The following is a 26,063-nucleotide window of genomic DNA, read 5'->3' on the forward strand; positions in this document are numbered from 1 at the left end:
GCGGGGAGGGGCCGGCAGCGTCAGGCGTCGAGCAGGCTGACGATCAGCCGGCTGATCTCGTCTTCCATCCGATCGCTCTCCTCACCGAACGGCACCAGGGCGACGGTCGAGGCCAGGAACCGCGTGAACGGCTCGGCCGCGCCGGCGAGGAGCGCATCGCCCTCGACGCCGCTCAGTGAGATCAGCAGGTAGGACGGGTCGTCGTCGCGCCAGATGCGGACGTCGCCGGTACCGGCAGGAGCAGAGGAGTCGGCCAGGACGCCGTGAGCCATCAGCTCACGACCGATCAACCAGGTCGACGTCGAGCTCGCCCCGGAGAACTCGACCCGGACGGTGTACGGGTCGGAGACCCCGAAGCTCAGTGCGGCCGTCACCGGCAGCACGCTCGCGTCGGAGAGCACGAGGTGCATGGGGACAGCCTCGGAGACGTCCTGCGTCGAACCTCTCATCGCCACGCGCCTCCTCGTCCCTCGGTCGTCACTGCCCTCACCGGTTCCCCGCTCTCATGGTCGGCGCCGACTCACCGGGGCCGCGTTCGTCAGACTGCATTTGGTTCGCTAACATCGCTGGCGACGTCATGCGAACTGCTTGAACGCCTGACGGGCGATTGGCTCAGTGGTAGAGCGCCTCGTTCACACCGAGGAGGTCACTGGTTCGAACCCAGTATCGCCCACCCAGCACCATCGAGGAGATCCGCCGAATGGGCGGAGTCTACGGTCGTAGAGGCTCTGACCGCAGGTGACTTCGCAGGTCAGAATCGCGCTTCACCCATTTGGCCCAGTGCGCGCGGCCCGTGAATATTCGCCCTCCACCTCACCCGTCCGGCCCAGTGGCGGGTGCGTGCGACACCAGGTGGATCGTCGTCGGTCGCCAGAGCGCACGGGCTGTCCTGCGGTGCCCGACCCCGAGCCGACAGGCCTGATGGCAGCGCGGTCATCGCCGGTGTCGTCTCGTCGGTAGCATCGACCCCGCAGCCCATCGCGAGGAGAGCTTCACCGTGTCACAGATCACACTGTCCGTCGATGGCGCCGAGCGCACGGTGGAGTCCGGGAGCACCGGGACCGAGCTCTTCAGCGACCGCAGGGACGTCGTGGTCCTGCGGGTCGACGGCGAGCTGGTCGACCTCGACGTCACGCTGACCGCAGGAAGCACCGTCGAGGGCGTGACCATCGGGTCCCCGGACGGTCTGGCCGTGCTCCGTCACTCGGCCGCGCACGTCCTGGCACAGGCCGTGCAGCAGGTGAACCCCTCAGCCAGGCTCGGCATCGGCCCGCCCATCACCGACGGCTTCTACTACGACTTCGACGTCGAGACGCCGTTCACCCCGGAGGACCTCAAGGCCCTGGAGAAGGTGATGCAGCGGATCATCAAGGAAGGGCAGACGTTCCGCCGTCGCGAGGTCACCGAGCTCGACGCACGTACCGAGCTCGCCGACGAGCCCTACAAGCTCGAGCTGATCGGTCTCAAGGGCAGCGCCGACGAGGCGGGTGAGGGCGCGACGGTCGAGGTCGGCCTCGGCGGTCTGAGCATCTACCAGAACCTCAGGCGCGACGGGTCGGTCGTCTGGCAGGACCTCTGCCGCGGCCCGCACCTGCCCAGCACACGCCTGATCGCCAACGGCTTCCAGCTGACTCGCTCGGCCGCCGCCTACTGGCGCGGGTCGGAGAAGAACCCCCAGCTGCAGCGCGTCTACGGCACGGCCTGGCCCACCAAGGACGCGCTGCGTGCCCACCTGGACCGGCTGGCGGAGGCCGAGCGGCGCGACCATCGCCGGATCGGCGCCGAGATGGACCTGTTCTCCTTCCCCGACGAGCTGGGATCGGGCCTTCCCGTGTTCCATCCCAAGGGCGGGATCATCCGCAACGAGCTCGAGAGCTACTCGCGCGCCCGGCACATCGAGGCGGGGTACTCGTTCGTCAACACCCCGCACATCACCAAGGGGCACCTGTTCGAGACCTCCGGCCACCTGGACTGGTACGCGGACGGCATGTACCCGCCGATGCACGTCGACGCCGAGCTCGATGACGACGGCACGGTGCGCAAGCCCGGGCAGGACTACTACCTCAAGCCGATGAACTGCCCGATGCACAACCTGATCTTCGCCTCGCGTGGTCGGTCGTACCGGGAGCTCCCGCTCCGGCTCTTCGAGTTCGGGTCGGTCTACCGGTACGAGAAGTCCGGCGTGGTCCACGGGCTGACGCGGGTGCGGGGGATGACCCAGGACGACGCCCACATCTACTGCACGCGCGAGCAGATGAAGGATGAGCTCTCCGCGACGCTGCGGTTCGTCCTGCAGCTGCTCAAGGACTACGGGCTGGAGGACTTCTACCTCGAGCTCTCGACCCGCAACGAGGAGAAGTCGGTCGGCTCGCACGAGATCTGGGAGGAGGCGACCCGCACCCTCCAGGAGGTCGGCGCGGACTCGGGCCTGGACCTCCTGCCCGACCCCGGTGGCGCTGCCTTCTACGGTCCCAAGATCTCCGTCCAGGCCCGGGACGCGATCGGCCGGACGTGGCAGATGTCGACCATCCAGCTCGACTTCAACCTTCCCGAGCGGTTCGACCTGGAGTACACCGCCCCGGACGGCTCCCGCCAGCGCCCGGTGATGATCCACCGTGCCCTGTTCGGCTCGATCGAACGGTTCTTCGGTGTCCTCACGGAGCACTACGCCGGGGCGTTCCCGGCCTGGCTCGCCCCGGTCCAGGTCGTCGCGGTACCCGTCGCCGAGCCCTTCAACGACTACCTGGCCGACGTCGTCGCGCAGCTGCGGGGACACGGCATCCGGGCCGAGCTCGACCTGTCCGACGACCGCTTCGGCAAGAAGATCCGGACCGCCAGCACCCAGAAGGTCCCGTTCGTGCTGATCGCCGGAGGCGAGGACGTCGAGGCCGGCGCGGTCTCGTTCAGGTACCGAGACGGCCGTCAGGACAACGGCGTGCTCGTCGCCGAGGCCGTCGAACGGATCGTGGCCGCGGTGCGTGACCGCGTCCAGGTCTGAGCGATGCACCCCGACCCGCCTGAGCACTTCGCCGGCGAGCCCGACTCGTTCGAGCGCCTCTGGACCCCCCACCGCATGGTCTACATCGCGGGGGACGCGACCCCGGTCCCGGGCCGTGAGGACACCGACTGCCCGTTCTGCGCCGTCCAGCAGCGGCCCGACACCGACGCGCTGGTCGTGCACCGGGGGACCCTGGCCTTCGTGGTGCTCAACCTCTACCCGTACAACCCGGGTCACCTGCTGGTGTGCCCCTTCCGGCACGTGGCCGACTACACCGACCTCACGCCCGAGGAGGTCGGGGAGGTCGCCGACCTGACCCGCGAGGCGATGTCCGTGCTGAGGGCGGTCTCGAACCCGGCGGGCTTCAACCTCGGCATGAACCAGGGCGCGGTCGCGGGGGCGGGGATCGCCGCTCACCTGCACCAGCACGTCGTGCCGCGATGGACCGGTGACGCGAACTTCCTCCCGATCGTCGGTCGCACCAAGGCGTTGCCCGAGCTGCTCGCCCAGACCCGCGACCGCCTGGCTGCGGCCTGGCCTGTCGAACGGGAGCGGTGAGGCCGGTGCTCAACCGTCTGCGGAACGTCGCGACGCGTGTCTTCACCCCGATCGCTGCCTTCCTCCTGCGCCGTGGCGTGTCACCCGACACGGTGACGGTCACCGGGACCCTCGGGGTGGTGGTCGCAGCGCTGTGGTTCTTCCCCCTGGGTCACCTGCTGGTCGGGACCCTCGTCATCACCCTGTTCGTGCTGACCGACCTGGTCGACGGCGTGATGGCGCGTGCCTCGGGCCGCACGAGCGCCTGGGGTGCCTTCCTCGACTCGACGATGGACCGCTTCGGGGACGCCGCGATCTTCACCGGTCTGGTGCTCTACCTCGCCGGTCGTGGGGACGACCCGGTCGGGGCGGTGCTCGCGCTGGCCTGCCTGGTGCTCGGCTCGATCGTTCCCTACACCCGGGCGCGTGCCGAGGGGCTGGGGATGACCGCGAACGTGGGTATCGCCGAGCGTGCTGATCGTCTCGCCGCGGTGCTGGTCGCCACCGGCCTGGTCGGTCTGGGGCTGCCTGCCGTCGTGCTCACCGTGGTGCTCGGCCTGCTGGCGGTCGCGAGCGCGGTGACGGTGGTGCAGCGGATGGCCACCGTCCGTCGCCAGGCGGTCAGCAGGTGAGCACGAGCCGGATGCTGCTGGCCGGTTGGCGCCTGATGAACCGTCTGCCCGAGGACGTCGTCCGAGGGCTGATGCTGGCGGTCGCCGACGTCACGTGGATGCTGCGGGGCGAGGGGGTGCGTCGGCTGGAGGCGAACCTGCGCCGGGCCCGCCCCGCGGCGGGTGTGCGTGAGCTGCGCCGGCTCAGTCGCGCGGGGATGCGCACCTACCTGCGCTACTACGGCGAGGCGTTCACCCTCGGGAAGGTCAGCACCGAGCAGCTCCAGGCCCGCGTCAGGGCGCTCGGCGCCGAACCGTTGCGGGCTGAGGTCATGGCAGGGCGTTCGGTGGTGCTGGCGCTGGGTCATCAGGGCAACTGGGACCTCGCCGGTGCCTGGGCGACGGTCTACCTCGCCCCGGTCACCACGGTCGCCGAGCGGCTCGAGCCCCCGGAGGTCTTCGAGGAGTTCGTCCGTCTGCGTGAGGGCGTGGGTATGACGATCATCCCGCTCGACGCCGGCAGCGAGGTGTTCCGTGACCTCGTCCGTGAGGTCCGCGCCGGGGGACGGCTGGTCCCGCTGCTCGCCGACCGTGACCTCACCGCACGGGGGATCGAGGTCGACCTCCTGGGCGAGCGAGCGCGGGTCGCCGCGGGTCCGGCCGCTCTGGCGGTCACGACCGGCTCGATGCTCGTCCCGGTCTCCATCCGGCACGAACGCCTGCGCGGGGCCGCGCGCCGGGCTGCCGGCACCCGGTGGGGGATCGTGATCACCTTCCACGACCCGGTCCTCGTGCCGCAGGACCGGCCGCGGGCCGAGCAGGTCACCGCGGCCACGCAGGCCTGGGTCGACGTCCTGGGTACGGACATCGCGGCACACCCGACGCACTGGCACATGCTGCAGCGGGTCTTCGTCGAGGACCTCGACCCCGAGCGCTACGCGGCCACGCAGGCGGCGGCGGGGGAGGCCGCACCGTGACCGGAGAGAGCCTGCGCATCGGGCTGGTGTGCCCGTACTCCTTCGACGTGCCGGGCGGTGTCCAGTTCCACGTCCGGGACCTGGCCGAGGCTCTCGAGCGGCTCGGGCACACGGTCTCGGTGCTCGCCCCCGCTGACGACGACACCCCCGTCCCCGACTACATGACCCCCGCCGGGCGGGCGATCCCGGTGCGCTACAACGGGTCGGTGGCCCGGATGACCTTCGGCCCGGTCAGCGCCGCTCGGGTACGTCGATGGCTCACGGCGGGCGAGTTCGACATCCTGCACCTGCACGAGCCGGTGACCCCGAGCCTGGGGATGCTCGCGCTGTGGATCGCGCAGGGTCCGATCGTCGCGACCTTCCACACCTCGCTGGTGCGTTCGCGGGCGCTGCAGATGGCCTATCCGATCGTCCGACCGAGCATGGAGAAGATCGCCGCGCGGATCGCGGTCTCGGAGGACGCCCGGCGGACCCTGGTCGACCACCTCGGCGGGGACGCCGTGGTCATCCCCAACGGTGTGTACGTCGAGCAGTTCTCGGTCGGTGCGCCCGACGCGCGCTGGACGGGGACCCCGGACGCACCGACCGTCGCCTTCCTGGGGCGCCTCGACGAGCCCCGCAAGGGACTGCCGGTCCTCACCGCCGCGATCCCGGCGGTGCTGGCAGCTCACCCGGGCGCCCGCTTCCTGGTGGCCGGTCGCGGTGAGACCGGGGCGGCCGAGGCCCGCGAGGTCCTCGGTGAGCTGGCCGGGTCGGTCGAGTTCCTCGGCGGCATCTCGGACGAGGAGAAGGGTGCGCTGCTGCGGTCGGTCGACGTGTACTGCGCCCCGCACACCGGGGGCGAGAGCTTCGGGATCGTGCTCGTCGAGGCGATGAGCGCGGGTGCCGCGGTCGTCGCCAGTGACCTGGGGGCCTTCAGCCGGGTCCTGGACGGCGGCGATGCCGGTGTGCTGTTCCGCACGGGCGATGCCGAGGACCTGGCGGCCACCCTGACACGGGTCCTGTCCGACGCCGAGCTCCGCCGCAAGGTCGCGGACCGCGCCTCGCAGGTCGTGCTCCAGTACGACTGGTCGGCAGTGACGCAGCAGGTGCTGACCGTGTACGAGATGGTGCTGGCAGGGACAGGCCCAGGGGCTCGCGTCGGCGAGGACCCGTCGTCGGCCCGTGGCCGGCTGCTCCCCGGACCACCCTCCGGTTCTGCGTCCTGGACGGAGGGTGACCTGTGACCTGGTCGGAGGTGACGGTTCTCGTCACGGCCGCGCTGCTGCTCCTGCTGTGGCGGGTCTGGGTCACCGCCTCGCGGCTGGACCGGTTGCACCGCAAGGTCGCGACCTCGCGGGCCGCGCTGGAGAACCAGCTGGTCCGTCGGGCCTCCGCGGCGGCCGAGCTGGCCGCCGGCGGTCTCCTGGACCCGGTGAGCTCGGTGCTCCTGGGCGAGGCCGCGTGGGCGGCACTGTCGGCGGGGGGCCACGGCCGTACCCAGCTGGTCGAGGCGCTGCCCGATCTCGCCGGGCTCCTGAGCGAGTCCGAGCGGGTCCGCGACGGCGCCGACCAGTTGGCTGCCCACGGTCACGTCCCCTACGAGGCGCCACCGCCTCCGGTCGACCGCGACCTGGTCGAGAGCGAGCTGTCCCGCACGGCACGTACTGCGCTCGCCGACCCCGACGAGGTCGCTGCGCTCCGGGAGGTGCCGCTCGGGAAGGACCTCGTCGAGGCCCTCGGCGCGGCCTGGTACCGGGTCCAGCTCTCGCGCCAGTTCCACAACGAGGCCGTGGTCCAGAGCCGGCGGATGCGTCGCAAGGCGTTGGTCAGGCTGCTGCGACTGCAGGGGCACGCCCCGAGCCCGCGGACCGTCGAGATCGACGACGCCTGGCCCGAGGCGCTCGGCAGGCCCGGTCACCACACGTGAGCCATCCGATCGGTCACGGGCACCTGCCCTCCCACCCCGGTCACCCCCCGCGTGCTCTGGGGCCGGCCCCTCGCAACCATCGGCAGAACGGTGCGGGGACGGTCGTCGCGCTCCTGGTCATGGGACTGCTGCTGCTGGTCGTGGTCGGGGTGGTCGGTGTCGAGGTCGGGGCCGACGCGCTCCCCGCGGCGGTCCTTCTGGCCTTCGTGCCGCTGACCGGGGTGATGGCCGCGGTGCGCTGGGTGGATCGTTGGGAACCCGAACCCTGGCCCGCCCTCGCGGTCGCCTTCGGGTGGGGTGCCTCGGTGTCGGTCCTGGTGGCTCTCGTGCTCAACACGGGGGCGATCGCGCTGCTGGTCGCCTCGGGTTCGTCCGAGTGGGTCGCCTCGGCCTACGGGGCGACGGTGGTGGCCCCGGTGGTCGAGGAGTCGATCAAGGCCCTGGGTGTGCTGCTGATCTTCCTGGTGTGGCGACGGCACTTCGACGGTCCGGTCGACGGTCTGGTCTACGCGGCGACCGTCGCCGCCGGGTTCGCCTTCGTGGAGAACGTCCTGTACTTCGGGACCGCGCTGGCCGAGGTCTCCGGGCCGGGTCAGGCGATTGGCCCCGGCGTCGCGACGGTCTTCGTCCTGCGGGCGGTGCTGTCTCCCTTCGCCCACCTGCTCTTCACCGCGTGCGTGGGGATCGGGCTGGGCCTGGCCGCGCGGCACAGATCGCGCTCGCTGTGGCTGCTGACGTTCCCGCTCGGGCTGCTGGTCGCCGTCCTGCTCCACGGGCTGTGGAACGGCAGCGCCGTGCTGAGCACCGAGGCGGACTTCTTCCTGCTCTACGTCGTGGTCCAGATGCCCATCTTCTTCGGGGTGGTGGGACTGGTCGCGTGGTTGCGACGACGTGAGGCCGCGATCGTGCGGCTGCGGCTCACGGAGTACGCCGCAGCGCAGTGGTTCGCACCGGCCGAGGTGTCGATCCTGGCCTCGCTCGGTGAGCGCCGTCGCGCGGTCGCGTGGGCGTCCCGGCAGGGTGGGCGGGCAGCCGGGCGGGCGATGCGTCGCTTCCAGACGGTCGCGACCCGGCTCGCCTTCCAGCGGCAGCGACTGCTGACCCACCGCGAGGACCTCCGGACGGTGCAGGACGAGGCCGCCCTGCTGGGCGACCTGCTGGCAGCCCGGCAGGAGCTGCGTCGCACCCTCGCGGTCTAGGATGGGTGCGGCCCGCCAGGACGACGCGGCGGTGCTCCCTCCGAGCAGCAAGGACTGAAGTGGCGAGCGAGAACAGCCAGAACGTCATCGGGACCGCCAAGGTCAAGCGCGGCATGGCCGAGATGCTCAAGGGCGGCGTGATCATGGACGTCGTGACCGCCGACCAGGCGAAGATCGCCGAGGACGCCGGAGCGGTGGCGGTGATGGCCCTCGAGCGGGTGCCGGCCGACATCCGCTCGCAGGGTGGCGTGGCCAGGATGAGCGACCCGGACCTGATCGACGGGATCATCGAGGCGGTGTCGATCCCGGTCATGGCCAAGGCGAGGATCGGCCACTTCGTCGAGGCCCAGGTGCTGCAGTCGCTCGGCGTCGACTACATCGACGAGTCCGAGGTCCTGACGCCCGCCGACTACACGCACCACATCGACAAGTGGGCCTTCACGGTCCCCTTCGTCTGCGGTGCGACCAACCTGGGCGAGGCGCTCCGGCGCATCACCGAGGGTGCGGCGATGATCCGTTCGAAGGGTGAGGCGGGCACGGGCGACGTCTCCAACGCCACCACCCACATGCGCACCCTGCGCGACCAGATCCGCCGACTCACCTCGCTGCCCGAGGACGAGCTCTTCGTCGCGGCCAAGGAGCTGCAGGCGCCCTACGACCTGGTGGTCGAGATCGCCCGGACCGGCAAGCTGCCTGTCGTGCTGTTCACGGCGGGAGGTATCGCGACCCCGTCCGACGCCGCGATGATGATGCAGCTCGGCGCCGAGGGCGTCTTCGTGGGTTCGGGGATCTTCAAGTCGGGCAACCCGGCCGAGCGTGCCGCGGCGATCGTCAAGGCGACCACGTTCTTCGACGACCCGGACGTCATCGCCCAGGTCTCGCGAGGTCTGGGCGAGGCGATGGTGGGCATCAACGTCGAGGACGTCCCCGAGCCGCACCGGCTGGCCGAGCGCGGCTGGTGACCGCGGCGGCCCGGTCGGGGGACGGTGCACCGGGTCTGCCCGGAGCGCTGCCCACCCAGCTCGGACCCGACTGGGTGACCGGCGCCGACGGTCTCCCGCACCGACGGGGTGCCCGGGTGGTCCTGCTGGACGACGCCGACCGGGTCCTGCTCGTGCGGGGCCACGACATGGACCAGCCCGAGCGCTCCTGGTGGTTCACGGTCGGCGGTGGCATCGACCCCGGTGAGACCGCGCGGGAGGCCGCGGTCCGGGAGGTCTTCGAGGAGACCGGCCTGCTGGTCACGGCCGGTGCTCTCCTCGGGCCGGTCTGGACCCGCAGCGCCGTGTTCGACTTCTTGCGCCGGACGGTTCGTCAGGACGAGGAGTTCTTCCTGGCGAGGGTCGAGGCACCGGGTGCGTTGAGCACGACGGGCTGGACGGAGGTCGAGCGAGGGTTCGTGGACGAGGTGCGCTGGTGGGACCTCGCCGAGCTGGCCCTGGTCGCGCAGGAGGTCTTCCCCTCGGGTCTCGCCGGCCTGGTCGCGGGCCTCCTGGACGGCTGGGACGGAACCACGCGGCACCTGGGAGAGGGGCCCTAGGCCCGGGCGGCCCGGAGTCATGGCGCGAGGGATGACCCCAGTAGGATCGGCCACCGTGACCTCCCAACCCACCATCGGCGTGCTCGCCCTGCAGGGCGACTCCCGCGAGCACGTGGCGGCCCTCGAGGCCGTCGGGGCCGCGGCCGTGCCGGTGCGACGTGAGCGCGAGCTCTCGCGGGTGGACGGCATCGTGATCCCCGGCGGTGAGTCCACGACGATCGACAAGCTGCTCCGTGTGTTCGAGCTCTTCGACCCCCTGGCACAGGCCATCGCCGCGGGCCTGCCGGCCTTCGGCTCGTGCGCGGGGATGATCCTGCTGGCCGCGAGGGTCCACGGCGGCATCGAGGGCCAGCGGTCGCTGGGCGGGCTCGACGTCACGGTGCGCCGCAACGCCTTCGGCCGCCAGGTCGACTCCTTCGAGACCGACCTGGTCGTGGCCGGCATCGACGACAGCGACGAGCGGCCCGTGCACGCCGTCTTCATCCGCGCCCCGTGGGTCGAAGAGGTGGGGCCGGCCGTCCAGGTCCTGGCGGCCGTGGAGGCAGGTCCCGCCGCCGGTAGGATCGTCGCGGTGCGTGAGCGCGGCGTCATGGCCACGTCATTCCATCCGGAGATCACCGGCGACCTGCGCCTGCACCGGATGTTCGTCCAGATCGTCACCGATCGCGGTTGAGGGGTTCTACGTCATGTCCGGTCATTCCAAGTGGGCCACCACCAAGCACAAGAAGGCGGCCATCGACGCCAAGCGCGGCAAGCTCTTCGCCAAGCTGATCAAGAACATCGAGGTGGCTGCCCGGACCGGTGGTGGTGACCTCGCGGGCAACCCGACGCTCTTCGACGCCATCCAGAAGGCCAAGAAGTCCTCGGTCCCCAACGACAACATCGACCGTGCGGTCAAGCGGGGCTCGGGCCAGGAGGCCGGCGGCGCCGACTACCAGACGATCATGTACGAGGGCTACGGCCCGGGTGGCGTGGCTCTCCTGGTCGAGTGCCTCACCGACAACCGCAACCGAGCCGCCTCGGACGTCCGGGTGGCCTTCACCCGCAACGGTGGCTCCCTGGCCGACCCGGGCTCGGTGTCGTACCTGTTCTCCCGGCGCGGGGTCGTGCTGGTGCCCAAGGCCGACGGTCTCGGTGAGGACGACGTCCTGGCCGCCGTCCTGGACGCGGGCGCCGAGGAGGTCAACGACCTGGGGGAGTCCTACGAGGTCATGTGCGAGGCGACCGACGTGGTCGCGGTCCGCACCGCGCTGCAGTCGGCCGGCATCGACTACGACTCGGCCGAGACCCCGTTCGTCCCGGCGATGCAGGTCGAGGTGGACGCCGAGGGCGCGCGCAAGATCCTCCGGCTGATCGACGCCCTCGAGGAGAGCGACGACGTGCAGGAGATCTTCGCGAACTTCGACGCCTCCGACGAGGTCATGGCAGAGCTCGACGCCGACGACTGACGTCGCGGCGGGGCACCGCCATGAGCCGGGCGGGGGCTGGGAGACTGAGCACGTGCGCGTGCTCGGAGTGGACCCAGGACTGACCCGGTGCGGTCTCGGTGTGGTCGACTCGCTGCCCGGTCGCCAGGTCGAGCTCGTGGCCGTGGGTGTCGCGCGGTCCGCCGTGCACGACGACGTGGCCCACCGGCTCGCGCAGATCGGTGCGGAGGTCGAGCTCTGGCTGGACCGGCACGTCCCGGACGCCGTCGCGGTCGAGCGGGTGTTCGCGCAGCACAACCTGCGGACCGTGATGGGTACCGCGCAGGTGAGCGGTGTGGTGATGGCGGCTGCGGCCCGGCGGGGCATCCCGGTCGCGCTGCACACCCCGAGCGAGGTCAAGGCTGCCGTCACCGGGAGCGGCCGTGCGGACAAGCCCCAGGTCCAGCAGATGGTGGCTCGTATCCTGCGGCTGTCCGAGGTGCCCGAACCGGCGGATGCTGCGGACGCGCTGGCGCTGGGTATCTGCCACCTGTGGCGTGCGGGTGGCGCGGTGGTCGCCCAAGGACGTGGCGGGAACGGCGCGGCGACGCCGGCGCAGCAGGCGTGGGCACGCGCCGAGGCCGCGGCGCGGCGTGCCTCCTCGTGACCCGGCGCAGGCTACCGTTGCCCTTTGCTCGTACAGGTGTTCGGGTGACCCGTGGTGGTGATCCGAGAGGTGCAGGAGGTTTCTGATGATCGCGACGCTCCGTGGGCGGGTGGCGAGCCTGCGGCTCGACTCGGTCGTGATCGAGGTCGGCGGCATGGGCCTGCTCGCCTACGCCACTCCGGCGACCCTCGCGGGTCTGCGGGTGGGGGAGCCCGGTGAGCTCGCGACGTCCCTGGTGGTCCGCGAGGACTCGCTGACCCTCTTCGGCTTCGCCGACGCCGACGAGCGGGACGTGTTCGAGTCCGTGCAGACGGTCAGCGGTGTGGGGCCACGGCTCGCGATGGCGATGCTCGCGGTGCACACCCCCGACGGCCTGCGCAGGGCGGTGGCGGGGGAGGACCTCGCCGCCTTGATGCGCGTTCCGGGCATCGGTCGCAAGGGCGCTCAGCGCATCGTGCTCGAGCTCGCCGACCGGCTCGGCGCTCCGGTCTCGGTGGCGGCCGGCCAGCAGGCTGGTGCCACCGATCCCGCGGACCGGCGCGGTGAGGTGGTCGAGGCGCTCGTCGGGCTGGGCTGGAACGCCAAGGCCGCCGAGGTGGCTGTCGGGCAGGTCGCCCCGCTCGAGGCAGGCCCGGTGGGCGCCGCGGAGATCGCGTCGGTGCTGCGCGGAGCGCTCCGTGCGCTGGGCGGCGGGCGTGGCTGAGGAGGAGATCACCACCGAGCGCATCGTCGAGCCCGGCGCCGAGGACGTCGAACGCGCAGCCGAGGCCGCCCTGCGACCCCGTCGGCTCTCCGAGTTCGTGGGTCAGCGAGTCGTCCGCGACCAGCTCGAGCTGATGCTCCACGCTGCGATGGGTCGCGGTCGGACGCCCGACCACGTGCTGCTGTCGGGCCCGCCCGGTCTGGGCAAGACCACCCTGGCGATGATCATCGCCGGCGAGCTGGGCGCATCGATGCGGGTCACCTCGGGCCCCGCGATCCAGCACGCGGGCGATCTGGCGGCGGTGCTGTCCTCGTTGGAGGAGAGCGAGGTGCTCTTTATCGACGAGATCCACCGGCTGGCCCGCCCGGCCGAGGAGCTCCTGTACGTGGCCATGGAGGACTTCCGGGTCGACGTCGTGGTCGGCAAGGGTGCGGGTGCCAACGCGATCGGGCTGTCGTTGCCACCGTTCACCGTCGTCGGTGCCACCACCCGGGCGGGCCTGCTGCCCGCCCCGCTGCGCGACCGCTTCGGCTTCACCGGCCACCTGGACTTCTACGACGAGGAGGAGCTGCGCCGTGTCCTGTCCCGATCGGCCGGGCTACTCGGGGTCGAGCTCCACGGCGAGGCGGCCGGGGAGATCGCCGCGAGGTCACGCGGCACCCCACGGATCGCCAACCGGCTGCTGCGCAGGGTGCGCGACTGGGCGCAGGTCCGCGGGGACGGGACGCTCGACCTGATCGCTGCGCGGGCGGCTCTGACCGTCTACGAGGTCGACGACCTCGGCCTCGACCGGCTGGACCGCTCGGTGCTCACCGCACTGTGCTCGCGGTTCGGTGGCGGGCCCGTCGGTCTGACCACCCTGGCCGTGGCCGTGGGCGAGGAGCCCGAGACGGTCGAGACCGTCGCTGAGCCCTTCCTGGTGCGCGAGGGCCTCATGGGCCGAACACCTCGAGGTCGCGTGGCCACGCCCAGAGCGTGGTCCCACCTGGGCCTGGAGCCCCCGGCAGGTCTCGACACCCTGTTCGGCTGAGGTCGGCGCAGGGAACCTCCCGCCCGGGGTGCGCGTTAGGGCGGGGGAGCGTGTGTCACCTAGACTGCGCCGGGTTGCCAATCCGACAACGACGTGAGAAGAGCCATGGAATTCATCTTCATCCTGCTGCTCGCCTTCGGGGCGATGTGGCTCATGACGAGCCGGACCCGGAAGCAGCAGAAGGCCGCGGCCAGCTTCCGGGACAACCTCGCCCCGGGCCAGGAGGTCATGACCGGCTCCGGGATGTTCGGCACCATCGTCGCCATCGATGACGAGGCCGTCACGCTCGAGACCTCCCCGGGGGTCACGTCGCGCTGGCTGCGTCCGGCCATCGCCAAGCTCGTCGAGCCTCCCGTCGCGGATGAGGACGAGGACGACGAGTACGAGGACGAGGACGGCGAGTACGACGACGAGTACGACGACGAGGAGTACGAGGACGACGACGAGCTGGTCGAGGACGACGACGAGCTGGAGACAGCGGGCGTGGACGGCGACGTCGCGGTCCCGGACGACGCCTCGAGCCTGACCGGTGAGGCCGGCGAGCCCGGCGACACCGACAAGGACGTCCCGCCCCGCACCTGACCTCCCAGCAGTTTCGACGGTCCCGGGAGACGGGGGCCGCCTCCGACCGCCTGCCGCGGCCGCCTCCCGAAGGACGGCTGCACACGAGAGAAGAAGAGTCCGTTGGCCACACCGACCCACCGCGCACGGCCAGTGCGTCCCCTGGTGACGCTGGGGGTCCTGATCTTCGGGATCTTCGGCACCCTCGTCGCCGGGACCATCTGGTCCGACGCCTCCCTCACGCCGAACCTGGCCCTCGACCTCGAGGGTGGGACGCAGATCATCCTGCGCCCCGTCGACGAGACCGGTGACCAGGTGACCGAGGAGACCATCGACCAGGCGATCAGCATCATTCGCCAGCGGGTCGACTCCTCGGGGGTCTCCGAGGCGGAGATCACCAGCCAGGGTGGCAACAACATCGTGGTGGGACTGCCGGGCGTGCCGGATGCGGCGACGCTCGCGCTGGTCCGCGAGTCGGCACGGATGCTCTTCCGCCCGGTGATCGTCCAGGCCGGTCCGGCGCCCATCGAGGACGTCGCTCCCGACGGGCTCGAGGACCTGGAGGGCCTGGAGGGGCTCGAGGGCCTGGAGGGGCTCGACGACCCGTCGGTCACCGACGGTGACGAGGCCCCGGCCGACGGGGAAGCCCCGGCCGAGGGTCAGGGCGTGACCGGCGATGCGTCGCAGACCTCCGCCGAGGTGACTCTGACGTCCGCCGACGCCACGGACCCCGAGGAGTCGCCTGCGCCGCAGGACCTCGAGGCGCCGGCGCAGGAGGAGACCGAGCCGGCACCCGAGCCGGCCGACGCGAGCGACTTCGCCTGGCTCACCGACGAGCTCCTCGAGGAGTTCACCGCCTACGACTGCACCGACCCGGCCAACCTCACCGGCGGCGCGAACCTCGTCGGCGACATCGACGCTGCGGTGGTCGCCTGCCAGGACGACGGCACCTCCAAGTACGTGCTCGGTCCGGTCGAGCTCGAAGGACGCGACATCGCGAGCGCGAGCTCGGGCCTGCGCACCGGCCCCACCGGCGTGGTCACCAACGAGTGGGTCGTCAACCTCGAGTTCACCAACGAGGGAACCGGCAAGTTCCGCACGATCACCGAGCGTCTGCTGCTGCTGCCCGAGCCGCAGAACCAGTTCGCGATGGTGCTCGACGGCCTGGTGATCTCCGCGCCGCGGGTCAACGTCTCCATCCCCACCGGTCAGGCCGAGATCTCCGGGACCTTCACGCGGGAGTCGGCCGCGACCCTGGCCAACCAGCTCAACTTCGGCTCGCTGCCGCTCAGCTTCGAGGTGCAGAGCGAGGAGCAGATCTCGGCCACCCTCGGCTCCGAGCAGCTGCAGAAGGGGGTCCTGGCGGGCCTCATCGGACTCCTCCTGGTCGGGGTGTACTCCCTGGCCCAGTACCGGGCCCTGGGCGCGGTGACGATCGCCTCGCTCGTCGCGGCCGGCCTGGTCACCTACGGGCTGATCGCCCTGCTGTCGTGGACCCAGGGCTACCGGCTGAGCCTGCCGGGTGTCGCGGGGCTGATCGTCGCGATCGGCATCACGGCAGACTCCTTCATCGTCTACTTCGAGCGGATCCGTGACGAGCTGCGCGACGGTCGCAGCCTGGTCGCCGCCGTCGAGCAGGCGTGGGGACGCGCGCGGCGCACCATCCTCGCCTCGGACGCGGTCAGCTTCCTCGCGGCGGTCGTCCTGTACTTCCTCGCGGTGGGTGGGGTGCGCGGCTTCGCGTTCACCCTCGGTCTGACCACCGTGGTCGACCTGATCGTGGTCTTCCTGTTCACCCACCCGATGATGGTGCTGCTCGCCCGGACGAACTTCTTCGGCAAGGGCCACCGGTTCTCCGGGCTCGACCCGTCACAGCTCGGCGGACGACCCCGGTACGCGGGTCGCGGTCGGGTCGTGACCGATGGCGGCCCCCCGCCGACCGGTGTCGCTGCCGGCACAGGTGCCCCCACCCCTGCCGGCGCCGAGCCGGGGACCGGACGTCTGACCATCGCGGAGCGTCGTGCGGCCGAGCGGCGCGCGGCGTCGAGCAGCCCCACCGAGGTCGCGGCAGCGGGCAGTCCTGCCGAGGTCGACGTGCAGACCGAGCGGAAGGACTCCTGATGGCCTCGCGCATGGCCCAGTGGGGCAACGACCTGTACCTGGGCCGACGGTCCTACGACATCGTCGGCAGGCGTCGACGGTGGTTCATGGTCGCCGGGGTCGTCTTCCTCGCGGCGACCATCCTGCTGCTGACCCTCGGGCTGAACCGGGGCATCGAGTTCCGGGGCGGGTCGGAGTTCACCGTCCAGGCGACCGACGGTGCCGCTCAGCAGCCTGCCATCGACGCCGTGACGTCCATCGAGGGTGCGGAGCTCCCCCGGGTCTCGGTGGTCGGTACGGACACCCTGCGCGTCCAGACCTCGCAGCTGGACGACACGCAGACCCAAGAGCTCGCCGTGGCTCTCGCCGCCGCCTACGGGGTCGACGTGAGCGAGGTCAGCTCCTCGTTCGTCGGACCGACCTGGGGCGACGACGTCACCAACAAGGCGATCCGCGCCCTGGTGATCTTCCTCGCCCTGGTCGCCCTGGTGATGACCATCTACTTCCGCGACTGGCGGATGGCCGTCTCGGCCATCGTCGCCGTCGTGCACGACCTGGTCATCACGGTGGGCATCTACGCACTGGTGGGCTGGGAGGTCACCCCGGCCACGGTGATCGGCTTCCTGACCATCCTCGGCTACTCGCTGTACGACACCGTGGTCGTGTTCGACAAGGTTCGCGAGAACACCCAGGGTGTCACCGACCAGCGGCTCTACACCTACGGCGAGCTGTCGAACCTCGCGGTCAACCAGACCCTGGTCCGGTCCATCAACACCTCGGTGGTCGCAGTGCTGCCGGTCGGCAGCATCCTGTTCATCGGGGCCTTCCTGCTCGGCGCCGGCACCCTGCGGGACATCGCCCTGGCGCTCTTCGTGGGCATCATCGTGGGAACCTACTCCTCGGTGTTCCTGGCCACGCCGTTCCTGGTGTGGCTGCGGGAGAAGCAGGACTCCATCCGGAACCACACGGCCGACATCCTGCACGCCCGGGCCGAGGCGCAGGCCGCCGACCCGGACGCGCCCGCACAGGGCGTGCCCGCTCGGGTGGGTGCGCTGGTTCCCGGGACGCACCTGGGCAACCGGGCCCAGCCGAAGCGGCGCAAGCCGAGCCGGCCGGACGGTCGAGCGTCGTCGTGACCGCGGTGTCCCAGGACCTGGCCGGGCGCGCGGCCGGGCTCGTCCACGACGTGCCCGACTACCCCCAGCCCGGTGTGGTCTTCAAGGACATCACGCCTCTGCTGGCCGACGGCGCGGTCTTCGGTGAGCTGGTCCACCACATGGTGGAGCGTGCGCCCGAGGGCATCGACCTGGTCGTCGGCATGGAGGCGCGGGGGTTCATCCTGGGCGCGCCGGTCGCGGTCGCCCTGGGCGCAGGGTTCGTCCCGGTGCGCAAGGCCGGGAAGCTCCCACGCGAGACGCTCAGCGGGTCCTACGATCTCGAGTACGGCAGCGCGGTGATCGAGATCCACTCCGACACCATCCGGCCCGGTGCGCGGATCCTCGTGGTCGATGACGTCCTGGCCACGGGGGGAACAGCGGCCGCGACCGTGGCGTTGCTTGAAGAAGCGGGCGGTGTGGTCGCGGGGATGGCGTTCCTCATGGAGCTCACGTTCCTCGCGGGGCGCGCCAGGTTGCCGGGCAGGGCTCTGGACGTCCTGCTGAGCTACTGACGGCCCGACGCCCCCCGGGGGCAAGGACGCGACCACCTGGCGCCCGGCCCTAGACTCGGGCGATGACCGGCGGACGCGGATGACGGGTGCAGGCAGGAGGGTGTCATGAGCGAGCAGACGACACCGAGCCCCGCCGCGCCCGCCCCGGCGGAGCCCACGGAACCCGGCACCAAGAGCCCGGACGGCCCGGTCAACGGGAGCAAGGTCCGCTCCCGTCTGGTCCGTTTCGGCAGCCGTGCCCCCGCCGGCTCGCCCGCCCTGGAGCCGCTGATGCTCGCGGTCCGGGCCAACCACCCCAAGGCGGACCTCACGGTCCTCGAGCGGGCCTACCGCGCGGCCGAGCGGGCGCACCGCGGTCAGGTCCGGCGCAGCGGCGACCCGTACATCACCCATCCTGTGGCGGTCGCGACGATCCTGGCCGACCTCGGCATGACACCCCCGACGCTCGCAGCGGCGCTGCTGCACGACACGGTCGAGGACACCGAGTACTCCCTGGAGACCCTCAAGGCCGACTTCGGGGCCGAGGTCGCGATGCTGGTCGACGGTGTGACCAAGCTCGACAAGGTCACCTACGGCGACGCAGCGCAGGCCGAGACCGTCCGCAAGATGGTCGTGGCCATGTCTCGCGACATCCGCGTGCTGGTCATCAAGCTGGCCGACCGGCTCCACAACGCCCGGACCTGGCGCTTCGTCCCCGCGGCCTCGGCCGAGCGCAAGGCCCGAGAGACGCTCGAGATCTACGCCCCGCTGGCGCACCGGCTCGGCATGAACACCATCAAGTGGGAGCTGGAGGACCTGTCGTTCGCGACCCTCTACCCCAAGGTCTACGAGGAGATCGTCCACCTCGTCGCGGAGCGCGCCCCTGCTCGCGAGGAGTACCTGATGGTCGTGCGCGAGCAGGTGATGGCCGACATGCGCGCGGCGAAGATCAAGTGCGCGGTCACCGGCCGGCCCAAGCACTACTACTCGATCTACCAGAAGATGATCGTGCGGGGCCGGGACTTCTCCGACATCTACGACCTGGTCGGCGTGCGGCTCCTGGTCGACTCGGTCCGTGACTGCTACGGCGCCCTCGGGGCGCTCCACGCGCGGTGGAACCCGGTTCCCGGCCGGTTCAAGGACTACATCGCGATGCCCAAGTTCAACATGTACCAGTCGCTGCACACCACGGTGATCGGGCCCGGCGGCAAGCCCGTCGAGATCCAGATCCGCACCCACGAGATGCACCGTCGTGCGGAGTACGGCATCGCCGCGCACTGGAAGTACAAGGAGATCGCGAAGCAGCAGGGCGGGGCGGTCGACGCTGCCGGTGACATGGCCTGGCTGCGTCAGCTCGTCGACTGGCAGCGCGAGACCGCCGACCCCTCGGAGTTCCTCGACTCGCTGCGCTTCGAGATCCGCGGCGCCGAGGTCTTCGTCTTCACCCCCAAGGGCGACGTGATGGCCCTGCCCTCGGGGTCCACGCCCGTCGACTTCGCCTACGCGGTGCACACCGAGGTCGGGCACCGGACCATGGGAGCACGGGTCAACGGCCGACTGGTCCCGCTGGACTCCACCCTGGAGAACGGTGACGTCGTCGACGTCCTGACCTCCAAGTCCGAGACCGCGGGTCCCAGCCGTGACTGGATGACGTTCGTCAAGAGCCCGCGGGCACGCAACAAGATCCGCCAGTGGTTCTCCAAGGAACGGCGTGAGGAGGCCATCGAGCACGGCAAGGACGCCATCGCCAAGGCGATGCGCAAGCAGAACCTGCCGATCCAGCGGCTGCTTTCCCACGAGGCCCTGGTCACGCTCGCGAACGAGATGCGTTTCGCCGACGTCTCGGCGCTGTACGCCGCGATCGGCGAGGGCCAGGCATCGGCCGCCAGCGTGGTGCAGAAGCTGGTCCAGTCGATGGGAGGCGAGTCGGGCACCGAGGAGGACGTCGCGGAGACGGCCCTGCCTGGTCAGCGCACCCGTCGTTCACGCTCGACCGACACCGGTGTGATCGTCCGGGGTGAGTCGGACATCTGGGCCAAGCTGGCGAAGTGCTGCACGCCGGTTCCCGGCGACCAGATCATCGGGTTCGTGACCCGCGGCACCGGCGTGAGCGTGCACCGTGCGGACTGCGGGAACGTCGAGGGTCTTCGCACCCAGCCCGAGCGCATCGTGGAGGTCGACTGGGACTCCGGTGCGCACACGCTCTTCCTGGTGCAGATCCAGGTCGAGGCCCTCGATCGCAGCCGGCTCCTCTCGGACGTGACCAGGGTGCTCTCCGACCACCACGTGAGCATCCTGTCGGCCGCGGTGTCCACCTCGCGTGACCGGGTCGCCATCTCCAAGTTCGTCTTCGAGATGGCCGAGCCGAACCACCTGTCCTCGGTGCTGAGCGCCGTGCGCAAGGTGGACGGGGTCTTCGACGTCTACCGGATCACCGGATCGCGCACCGCCGACGCACCCGTGCTGCCCAGCAGCTGACCGTGCGGTCCGCACCGGACGGGCACGCACGATCGGCCTGACCGGAAGGGATCCGGTCAGGCCGATCGTGACGGGTGATCAGCCCCGGGAGTCCGCCGCAGCACGCTCGATCTGCTCGAGCCAGGCGCGACGAGCGTCCAGCGCAGCCTGGGCCTCGGCGATCTTGCGGGCGTCGCCCTTCTCCTGAGCGGCGGCGAGGTCTGCCTCGAGGCCGGCGATCGCCGACGTGAGCTGGGCCAGAGCGCCCTCGGCCCGGGCTCGTGTCTCGGGGTTCGTGCGGGTCCACTGGGACTGCTCGGCCTCACGGACGGCCTGCTCGACCGCACGCAGCCGCCCCTCGACCCGCTGGATGTCCCCGCGAGGGACCTTGCCGGCCTGCTCCCACCGTTCCTGCAGGTGACGCAGCGCGGTGCGCGCCGCCGCGAGGTCCTTGACGGGGACGAGCCGCTCGGCCTCCTCGAGCAGTGCCAGCTTCACCTCGAGGTTGGCCGCGAACTCCGCATCGGTCTCCCGCTGGCTCTCGTCGCGCGCCGCGAAGAACACGTCCTGAGCGGCACGGAACCGGGCCCACAGGGCGTCGTCGTCCTTGCGGCTCGCCCGGCCGGCTGCCTTCCACCGGGTCATGAGCTCCCGGTAGGCGCCCGTCGTGGTGCCCCAGTCGGTGCTCGTCGAGAGCTGCTCGGCCTCGGCCACCAGGGCCTCCTTGGTGGCCTTGGCGTCGGCGTTGGTCTTCTCGAGCTCGGAGAAGAACCGGCGACGTTCGCGGTCGAACGTGGAGCGGGCGTGGCTGAAGCGCTTCCAGAGGGCATCCTCAGACGTACGGTCCAGGCGCGGCCCGTGCCGCTGGGCGTCCTTCCACTGGTCGAGCAGGGTCCGGAGCTCCTCGCCTGCCGGACGCCACTGCATCCGGTCAGCGTCGGTCCCCGCGATCTTCTCCGCTGCTTCGACGATCGCCGTCCGTGCCTCGAGAGCAGCCTTCTTGGCAGCGGCACGTTCGGCCTCTGCCGCGGCCCTCCGCTCTGCGGCGACGGCGCGCAAGGCCTCCAGCCGGGTGCGGAGCCCGTCCAGGTCGCCGACCGCGGCCGGCTCGGCAAGATCCTCGGCGAGGGAGCCGAGGGTGGAGTCGATCTCCTTGACCGAGAGGTCGGTCGCGGCGAGCCTTGCCTCGAAGAGCACGACCTTGGCATGCAGGTCGGCGAACCGGCGGACGTAGAAGGCCAGGGCGTCGGCCGGGTCGGCCCCGGGGTACTGGCCGACGGTGCGCTCGCCGGTGGCCTCGCGGACCCACACCGTGCCGTCGTCGTCGACCCGCCCCCAGCGGGCGGCCTCGGCGCTCTCGGCAGCGTTCAGGGCCGGTGGGACCGGCACCGTCGGCGTCGCAGGTGCCTGGCCGGGGGTCACGGCCCCGGGGCGTGGGGCGCCCGGGGTCGGGGGGTGCGGTGAGGGGCGCGGGACGGGCCGGGGGACCGGACGCGGGCGGGCGGGCTCGGCAGGCGGTACGGCGGCGCCGGATGACTCGACCGGCTCGGGGGCCGGGACCGGCTCGGGCTCGGGGACGGCCTCGGGTGCTGGTTCGGCCTCGGTCGAGGCAGGCGCGTCGGCAGCGACCGCGGTGGTGCTCGGCGCCTGCTGCGGCTCCTCGGCTGCGGGGGGTGGGACGGCGGCACCGGTCGGGGTCGCCTCGGCGGCGGCGTCCCCGACAGCGGCCTCGGTCTCGGGAGCCGGCTGTGCGCTCTCCGCGACGGTCGGGTCCTGCGGCTGCGGCTCGTGGTCGCTCACTGCGTCTCAACTCCCTTGATGATGACCTCTGTGGCAGGTGCGGGTGCACCAGCAGGGTCGATGCCCGCGTCCGCGACCGCCTGCAGCACATCCATGCCGTCGGTGATCTGTCCGAACACTGTGTAGCCCCCCGCGGCGTCCGCGGGGATGGTCGAGTCGGCGTAGACGAGGAAGAACTGGCTCCCCATGCTCTCGCCGTCGCCGCCGAGGCGCGCCATGGCGAGCGTCCCGGCGGGGTAGACGTCGTCGGCCGGTGCGTTCTCGACCGGGCCGAAGGAGTACCCGGGCCCGCCCTGGCCGGTCGCGGTGGGGTCCCCGCACTGGAGCACGAAGATGCCCTCGACGGTGAGTCGGTGACAGGTCGTGTCGTCGAAGTAACCCTCCTGGGCGAGGGTCACGAACGAGGCGACGGCCTGCGGAGCTGCCGCGCCGTCGAGCTCGAGACCGATCGTCCCGACACTGGTGTCCAGGGTCGACGTCCAGGTCCGGCCCTGAGCGACGGACGGGTCCGGAACCGTCCGCTCAGCGGTGTCCTGCGTGCCCGAGCGACTCATCGAGACGGCCAGGGCGACGGCACCGACCAGGACGAGGGTGCCCGCGACGGCCCCGGCGACGACCCGCCGGCGGCGGCGCTGGGCGCGCAGCTCTTCCTGCCGCGCGAGCCACTTCTCGTGGCGGCGTCGCGCGGTCTCGCGCTCACGCTTGCTCGTGGACACCTGTGCTCCTGTCTCGTCCCGGGTGCGGGACCCCGCGCGAGCCGTGGTCGCAGCACTGTGCGACCGGCACAGCCCGCGACCGGCACAGCGCCGGGCCCCGCACAGTCTAGGCAAGGAGGCGAGGCCAGACAGAACCGGGGCGGCCCTGTCGGTGTCACGTTCTGGTCTCGGCTCCGCCACGGACGCCGGCGGCTAGGCTCTGGGGGTGCTGATCCGGACCGTCGTCGCGCCCGTGCTCGGTACCAACTGCTACGTCGTCTCGGACGACGTCGGCCGGTGCGTGGTCGTCGATCCGGGTGCCGGTGTCGTCGACGCGGTGCTCGAGGTGATCACGCGGCACGGCCTGCGGCCGGTGGGCATGCTCGCGACGCACGGGCACGTGGACCACACCTGGTCGGCGGCGGCCCTCGGGGATGCGCTCGGTCTCCCGCTGCACGTCCACGCCGCGGACGCCTACCGGCTGGCTGATCCCTTCGGGACCCTCGGACCGCTCGGTGCCGCCCTGGCGCAGGCGATGGGAGCCGGTGGGGAGGTCTACCGGGCGCCCCGGACGGCGGTCTTCGACGGGGGCGAGGCGCCGTCTGCCCGCCTGCACCTCGGTACGGACCCGCGTGACCAGCTCGCTCTGACGGCTCTTCACGCGCCAGGCCACACCGAGGGGTCGACCATCTACCTCCTCGACGGCGCGCCCGGACCCGGCAGCGAGCTCCCCGACAGCGTCGCACCGCCGGTGGACGTGCCGGACGGCTCCGACGAACCGTCGCGCACGGCACTGACCGGTGACGTGCTCTTCGCCGGGTCGATCGGCCGGACCGACCTGCCCGGCGGGGACACCGCAGCAATGAACCGGACGCTGCGCGAGCGGGTCGCCCGGATCCCGCCGTCCACGCTCGTGCTGCCCGGCCACGGCCCGACCAGCCGGATCGACGTCGAGCTGGCGCGCAACCCCTACCTGCGCGCCGCACGCTGACCTGAGAGGATCTCGCCCCATGGCTCGTCCCGCACCCCTGTCCGGATTCCCCGAGTGGCTCCCCGCCGGACGGATCGTCGAGCAGTACGTCCTGGACGTCCTGCGGCGCACCTTCGAGCTGCACGGCTTCGCGGGCCTGGAGACCCGCGCGGTCGAGCCGCTCGACCAGCTGCTGCGCAAGGGTGAGACCTCCAAGGAGGTCTACGTGCTCCGCCGGCTGCAGGAGGAGGACGGTGCGGTCGGTGAGGCCACGGCCGACCGGTCGCAGCTCGGTCTGCACTTCGACCTCACGGTGCCGTTCGCGCGCTACGTCCTGGAGAACGCCGGGCACCTGGCCTTCCCGTTCCGTCGCTACCAGATCCAGAAGGTCTGGCGGGGAGAACGACCCCAGGACGGCCGGTTCCGTGAGTTCGTCCAGGCGGACATCGACGTGGTGGGAGCCGGGAGCCTTCCGTACCACTACGAGGTCGAGGTGCCGCTCGTGATGGCCGAGGCCTTCGCGCTGCTGTCGACGATCGGCATGCCGCCGGTGCGCATCTGCGTCAACAACCGGCGGGTCTCGGAGGGCTTCTACCGGGGCCTCGGTCTGACCGAGATCGATGCGGTCCTGCGCAGCATCGACAAGCTCGACAAGGTCGGTCCCGAGGCGGTCGCCGCCCTGATCGTCGAGGAGGCCGGTGCGACGTCCGCGCAGGCGCAGGCGTGCCTCGAGCTGGCCGCGATCTCCGGGGCGGACCTCACGGTGGTCGACAGGGTCCGCGACCTCGCCACGCGCCACTCGGTGAGCTCGGAGCTGCTGGACCAGGGTCTCGACGAGCTCGGGGCCCTGGTCGGGGCGGCGGCCGTCCGCGCTCCCGGTGTCGTGGTCGCCGACCTGCGGATCGCGCGCGGGCTGGACTACTACACCGGCTCGGTCTACGAGACCTTCCTGGTCGGGCACGAGCAGCTCGGCTCGATCTGCTCGGGGGGCAGGTACGACACGCTGGCCTCCGACGGCGCCACCACCTACCCCGGTGTCGGCCTGTCGATCGGGGTGACCCGCCTGGTCTCGCGTCTGCTGGGGCAGGGCCTGGTCACCGCGTCCCGGTCGGTGCCCACCGCGGTGCTCGTCGCGGTGGTCTCCGAGGACAGCCGCTTCCAGTCCGACGCGGTAGCGGCCGCGCTGCGTTCCCGGGGCATCCCGGTCGAGGTCTCACCGGCCGCCGCCAAGTTCGGCAAGCAGATCCGGCACGCCGACCGCCGCGGGGTGCCCTTCGTGTGGTTCCCGGGTGCACCCGCGCACTCCGACGCCGAGGGTGCGTACGTGGCGGCGTCCCGCGACCAGGTCAAGGACATCCGCTCGGGGGACCAGGTGGACGCCGATCCGCTGACGTGGGAGCCACCGGCAGGGGACTGGTGGCCGACGGTGGTGCCCGGACCGGGGGCGGTGGCAGCCCGGGCCTGAGACCCGTCGCGGAACCGACGCCACCGCTGATCGGCACGCCTGCTTGACCTCCGATCGAACACCTGTTCGACTGTGTGGATGAGATGGGACGGGCAGCGGCTCGCAGGGGCGGACGACGGTGCGCTGCCCGGCCTTGCCCTCTCCGGCCTGGTGCGCAGCGTCCAGACCCCCGAGTTCCGGGGCGTGACCTTCCACGAGGTGGCCGCGCGCAGCGCGCTGAACCGCGTGCCCGACGCGTCGCGGATGCCGTTCCGCTGGACCGTCAACCCCACGCGCGGGTGCTTGCACGCGTGCACCTACTGCTTCGCCCGCACCACCCACGAGTACCTGGACCTGGACGCCGGGCGTGACTTCGAGACGCAGATCGTGGTCAAGACCAACGTGGTGGAGGTGCTCCGGGCAGAGCTGTCTCGCCGGAGCTGGCGACGCGAGCACGTGGCCCTGGGGACGAACACCGACCCGTACCAACGGGTCGAGGGCCGCTACCGGTTGATGCCGGGGATCATCTCGGCGCTGGTCGAGTCACGGACCCCGCTCTCGATCCTGACCAAGGGCACGCTGCTGCGGCGGGATCTGCCGATGCTGGTCGACGCAGCGACCCACGTCCCGGTCGACCTCGCCGTCTCGCTCGCGGTGCTGGACCCCGTGCTCCAGCAGTCGGTCGAGCCCGGCACGCCCACCCCTCGCGCCCGGCTGGACCTGATCCGGGCGATCACGGACGCGGGGCTCGGGTGCACCGTGCTGGTGGCACCCGTGCTGCCCTGGCTGACCGACTCCCACGAGCACCTGG

25 protein-coding genes and 1 tRNA gene are annotated in these 26,063 nt (G+C 71.5%); 23 read left to right on the plus strand and 3 right to left on the minus strand.

Annotated features, from left to right (window positions below; translation table 11 throughout):
* Positions 1–20: 20 nt before the first annotated feature.
* Complete coding sequence (locus M1R94_RS14945) at positions 21–449, minus strand: SsgA family sporulation/cell division regulator (protein WP_249382510.1); 429 nt, start codon at positions 447–449, stop codon at positions 21–23.
* A 152-nt stretch (positions 450–601) separates the two neighbouring features.
* Between M1R94_RS14945 and M1R94_RS14950 the strand changes: the two genes are divergently transcribed.
* The 20 genes from M1R94_RS14950 to M1R94_RS15045 all read left to right on the plus strand — a co-directional run bounded on the left by M1R94_RS14950 (position 602) and on the right by M1R94_RS15045 (position 20,364).
* Positions 602–673: transfer RNA gene (locus M1R94_RS14950), tRNA-Val, on the plus strand.
* Between the two features lie 324 nt (positions 674–997).
* Positions 998–2,998, plus strand: coding sequence for a threonine--tRNA ligase (thrS, locus tag M1R94_RS14955; protein ID WP_249382511.1), 2,001 nt, complete (start codon positions 998–1,000; stop codon positions 2,996–2,998).
* A gap of 3 nt (positions 2,999–3,001) precedes the next feature.
* Positions 3,002–3,556 (plus strand): HIT family protein, encoded by a 555-nt coding sequence (locus M1R94_RS14960; protein ID WP_249382512.1) that lies wholly within the window; start codon positions 3,002–3,004, stop codon positions 3,554–3,556.
* Positions 3,557–3,561: 5 nt separating this feature from the next.
* Positions 3,562–4,167, plus strand: coding sequence for a phosphatidylinositol phosphate synthase (pgsA, locus tag M1R94_RS14965; RefSeq protein WP_249382513.1), 606 nt, complete (start codon positions 3,562–3,564; stop codon positions 4,165–4,167).
* Complete coding sequence (locus M1R94_RS14970; protein WP_308199915.1) at positions 4,164–5,123, plus strand: phosphatidylinositol mannoside acyltransferase; 960 nt, start codon at positions 4,164–4,166, stop codon at positions 5,121–5,123. Before pgsA ends, M1R94_RS14970 begins: the two co-directional genes overlap by 4 nt.
* The gene (locus M1R94_RS14975) at positions 5,120–6,349 is read left to right on the plus strand and encodes a glycosyltransferase family 4 protein (protein ID WP_374109473.1); all 1,230 of its coding nucleotides are present in this window, start codon (positions 5,120–5,122) and stop codon (positions 6,347–6,349) included. Before M1R94_RS14970 ends, M1R94_RS14975 begins: the two co-directional genes overlap by 4 nt.
* A complete protein-coding gene (locus M1R94_RS14980; RefSeq protein WP_249382514.1) occupies positions 6,346–7,032 on the plus strand; it encodes a hypothetical protein in 687 nt (228 codons plus the stop codon). The genes M1R94_RS14975 and M1R94_RS14980 overlap by 4 nt, the downstream gene beginning before the upstream one ends.
* Positions 7,029–8,231 carry a PrsW family glutamic-type intramembrane protease gene (locus M1R94_RS14985; protein ID WP_249382515.1) on the plus strand — a complete coding sequence of 401 codons (1,203 nt, stop codon included), beginning with the start codon at positions 7,029–7,031 and terminating at the stop codon, positions 8,229–8,231. Before M1R94_RS14980 ends, M1R94_RS14985 begins: the two co-directional genes overlap by 4 nt.
* A 59-nt stretch (positions 8,232–8,290) precedes the next feature.
* Positions 8,291–9,193: a pyridoxal 5'-phosphate synthase lyase subunit PdxS gene (pdxS, locus tag M1R94_RS14990; RefSeq protein ID WP_308199916.1), complete on the plus strand. Its 903-nt coding sequence runs from the start codon at positions 8,291–8,293 to the stop codon at positions 9,191–9,193.
* Positions 9,190–9,771: an NUDIX hydrolase gene (locus M1R94_RS14995; protein WP_249382516.1), complete on the plus strand. Its 582-nt coding sequence runs from the start codon at positions 9,190–9,192 to the stop codon at positions 9,769–9,771. Before pdxS ends, M1R94_RS14995 begins: the two co-directional genes overlap by 4 nt.
* 31 nt (positions 9,772–9,802) lie before the next feature.
* Positions 9,803–10,444, plus strand: coding sequence for a pyridoxal 5'-phosphate synthase glutaminase subunit PdxT (gene pdxT / locus M1R94_RS15000; protein ID WP_249382517.1), 642 nt, complete (start codon positions 9,803–9,805; stop codon positions 10,442–10,444).
* A 13-nt stretch (positions 10,445–10,457) separates the two neighbouring features.
* Positions 10,458–11,219, plus strand: coding sequence for a YebC/PmpR family DNA-binding transcriptional regulator (locus M1R94_RS15005; RefSeq protein WP_249382518.1), 762 nt, complete (start codon positions 10,458–10,460; stop codon positions 11,217–11,219).
* Positions 11,220–11,271: 52 nt separating this feature from the next.
* Positions 11,272–11,844, plus strand: a complete 573-nt coding sequence (gene ruvC, locus M1R94_RS15010) for a crossover junction endodeoxyribonuclease RuvC (protein WP_249382519.1) — start codon at positions 11,272–11,274, stop codon at positions 11,842–11,844.
* An 85-nt stretch (positions 11,845–11,929) separates the two neighbouring features.
* Positions 11,930–12,547, plus strand: coding sequence for a Holliday junction branch migration protein RuvA (ruvA, locus tag M1R94_RS15015; protein WP_249382520.1), 618 nt, complete (start codon positions 11,930–11,932; stop codon positions 12,545–12,547).
* The gene (gene ruvB / locus M1R94_RS15020; RefSeq protein WP_249382521.1) at positions 12,540–13,577 is read left to right on the plus strand and encodes a Holliday junction branch migration DNA helicase RuvB; all 1,038 of its coding nucleotides are present in this window, start codon (positions 12,540–12,542) and stop codon (positions 13,575–13,577) included. Before ruvA ends, ruvB begins: the two co-directional genes overlap by 8 nt.
* Before the next feature lie 105 nt (positions 13,578–13,682).
* Entirely contained in the window at positions 13,683–14,159 is a 477-nt protein-coding gene (gene yajC, locus M1R94_RS15025; protein ID WP_249382522.1) for a preprotein translocase subunit YajC, read from the plus strand.
* Positions 14,160–14,303: 144 nt separating this feature from the next.
* Positions 14,304–16,259, plus strand: a complete 1,956-nt coding sequence (gene secD, locus M1R94_RS15030; protein WP_249382523.1) for a protein translocase subunit SecD — start codon at positions 14,304–14,306, stop codon at positions 16,257–16,259.
* Complete coding sequence (secF, locus tag M1R94_RS15035; protein WP_249382524.1) at positions 16,259–17,374, plus strand: protein translocase subunit SecF; 1,116 nt, start codon at positions 16,259–16,261, stop codon at positions 17,372–17,374. The genes secD and secF overlap by 1 nt, the downstream gene beginning before the upstream one ends.
* Positions 17,371–17,907 (plus strand): adenine phosphoribosyltransferase, encoded by a 537-nt coding sequence (locus tag M1R94_RS15040; RefSeq protein WP_249382525.1) that lies wholly within the window; start codon positions 17,371–17,373, stop codon positions 17,905–17,907. Before secF ends, M1R94_RS15040 begins: the two co-directional genes overlap by 4 nt.
* Before the next feature lie 105 nt (positions 17,908–18,012).
* Positions 18,013–20,364: a RelA/SpoT family protein gene (locus M1R94_RS15045; protein ID WP_249382526.1), complete on the plus strand. Its 2,352-nt coding sequence runs from the start codon at positions 18,013–18,015 to the stop codon at positions 20,362–20,364.
* 78 nt (positions 20,365–20,442) lie between these two features.
* On the opposite strand, the gene M1R94_RS15050 is transcribed toward M1R94_RS15045, so the two are convergent.
* Positions 20,443–22,143: a DUF349 domain-containing protein gene (locus M1R94_RS15050; protein WP_249382527.1), complete on the minus strand. Its 1,701-nt coding sequence runs from the start codon at positions 22,141–22,143 to the stop codon at positions 20,443–20,445.
* Positions 22,140–22,859, minus strand: a complete 720-nt coding sequence (locus M1R94_RS15055; RefSeq protein WP_249382528.1) for a peptidylprolyl isomerase — start codon at positions 22,857–22,859, stop codon at positions 22,140–22,142. The genes M1R94_RS15050 and M1R94_RS15055 overlap by 4 nt, the downstream gene beginning before the upstream one ends.
* A gap of 205 nt (positions 22,860–23,064) precedes the next feature.
* On the opposite strand from M1R94_RS15055, the gene M1R94_RS15060 reads away from it, so the two are divergent.
* The 3 genes from M1R94_RS15060 to M1R94_RS15070 all read left to right on the plus strand — a co-directional run.
* Complete coding sequence (locus M1R94_RS15060; protein WP_249382529.1) at positions 23,065–23,829, plus strand: MBL fold metallo-hydrolase; 765 nt, start codon at positions 23,065–23,067, stop codon at positions 23,827–23,829.
* A gap of 19 nt (positions 23,830–23,848) precedes the next feature.
* Complete coding sequence (gene hisS / locus M1R94_RS15065) at positions 23,849–25,273, plus strand: histidine--tRNA ligase (protein ID WP_249382530.1); 1,425 nt, start codon at positions 23,849–23,851, stop codon at positions 25,271–25,273.
* 78 nt (positions 25,274–25,351) lie between these two features.
* The coding region (locus tag M1R94_RS15070; protein ID WP_249382531.1) for a radical SAM protein at positions 25,352–26,063 on the plus strand (712 nt) is incomplete at its 3' end.

Source organism: Actinotalea alkalitolerans, from assembly GCF_023369855.1.
GTDB lineage: Bacteria > Actinomycetota > Actinomycetes > Actinomycetales > Cellulomonadaceae > Actinotalea.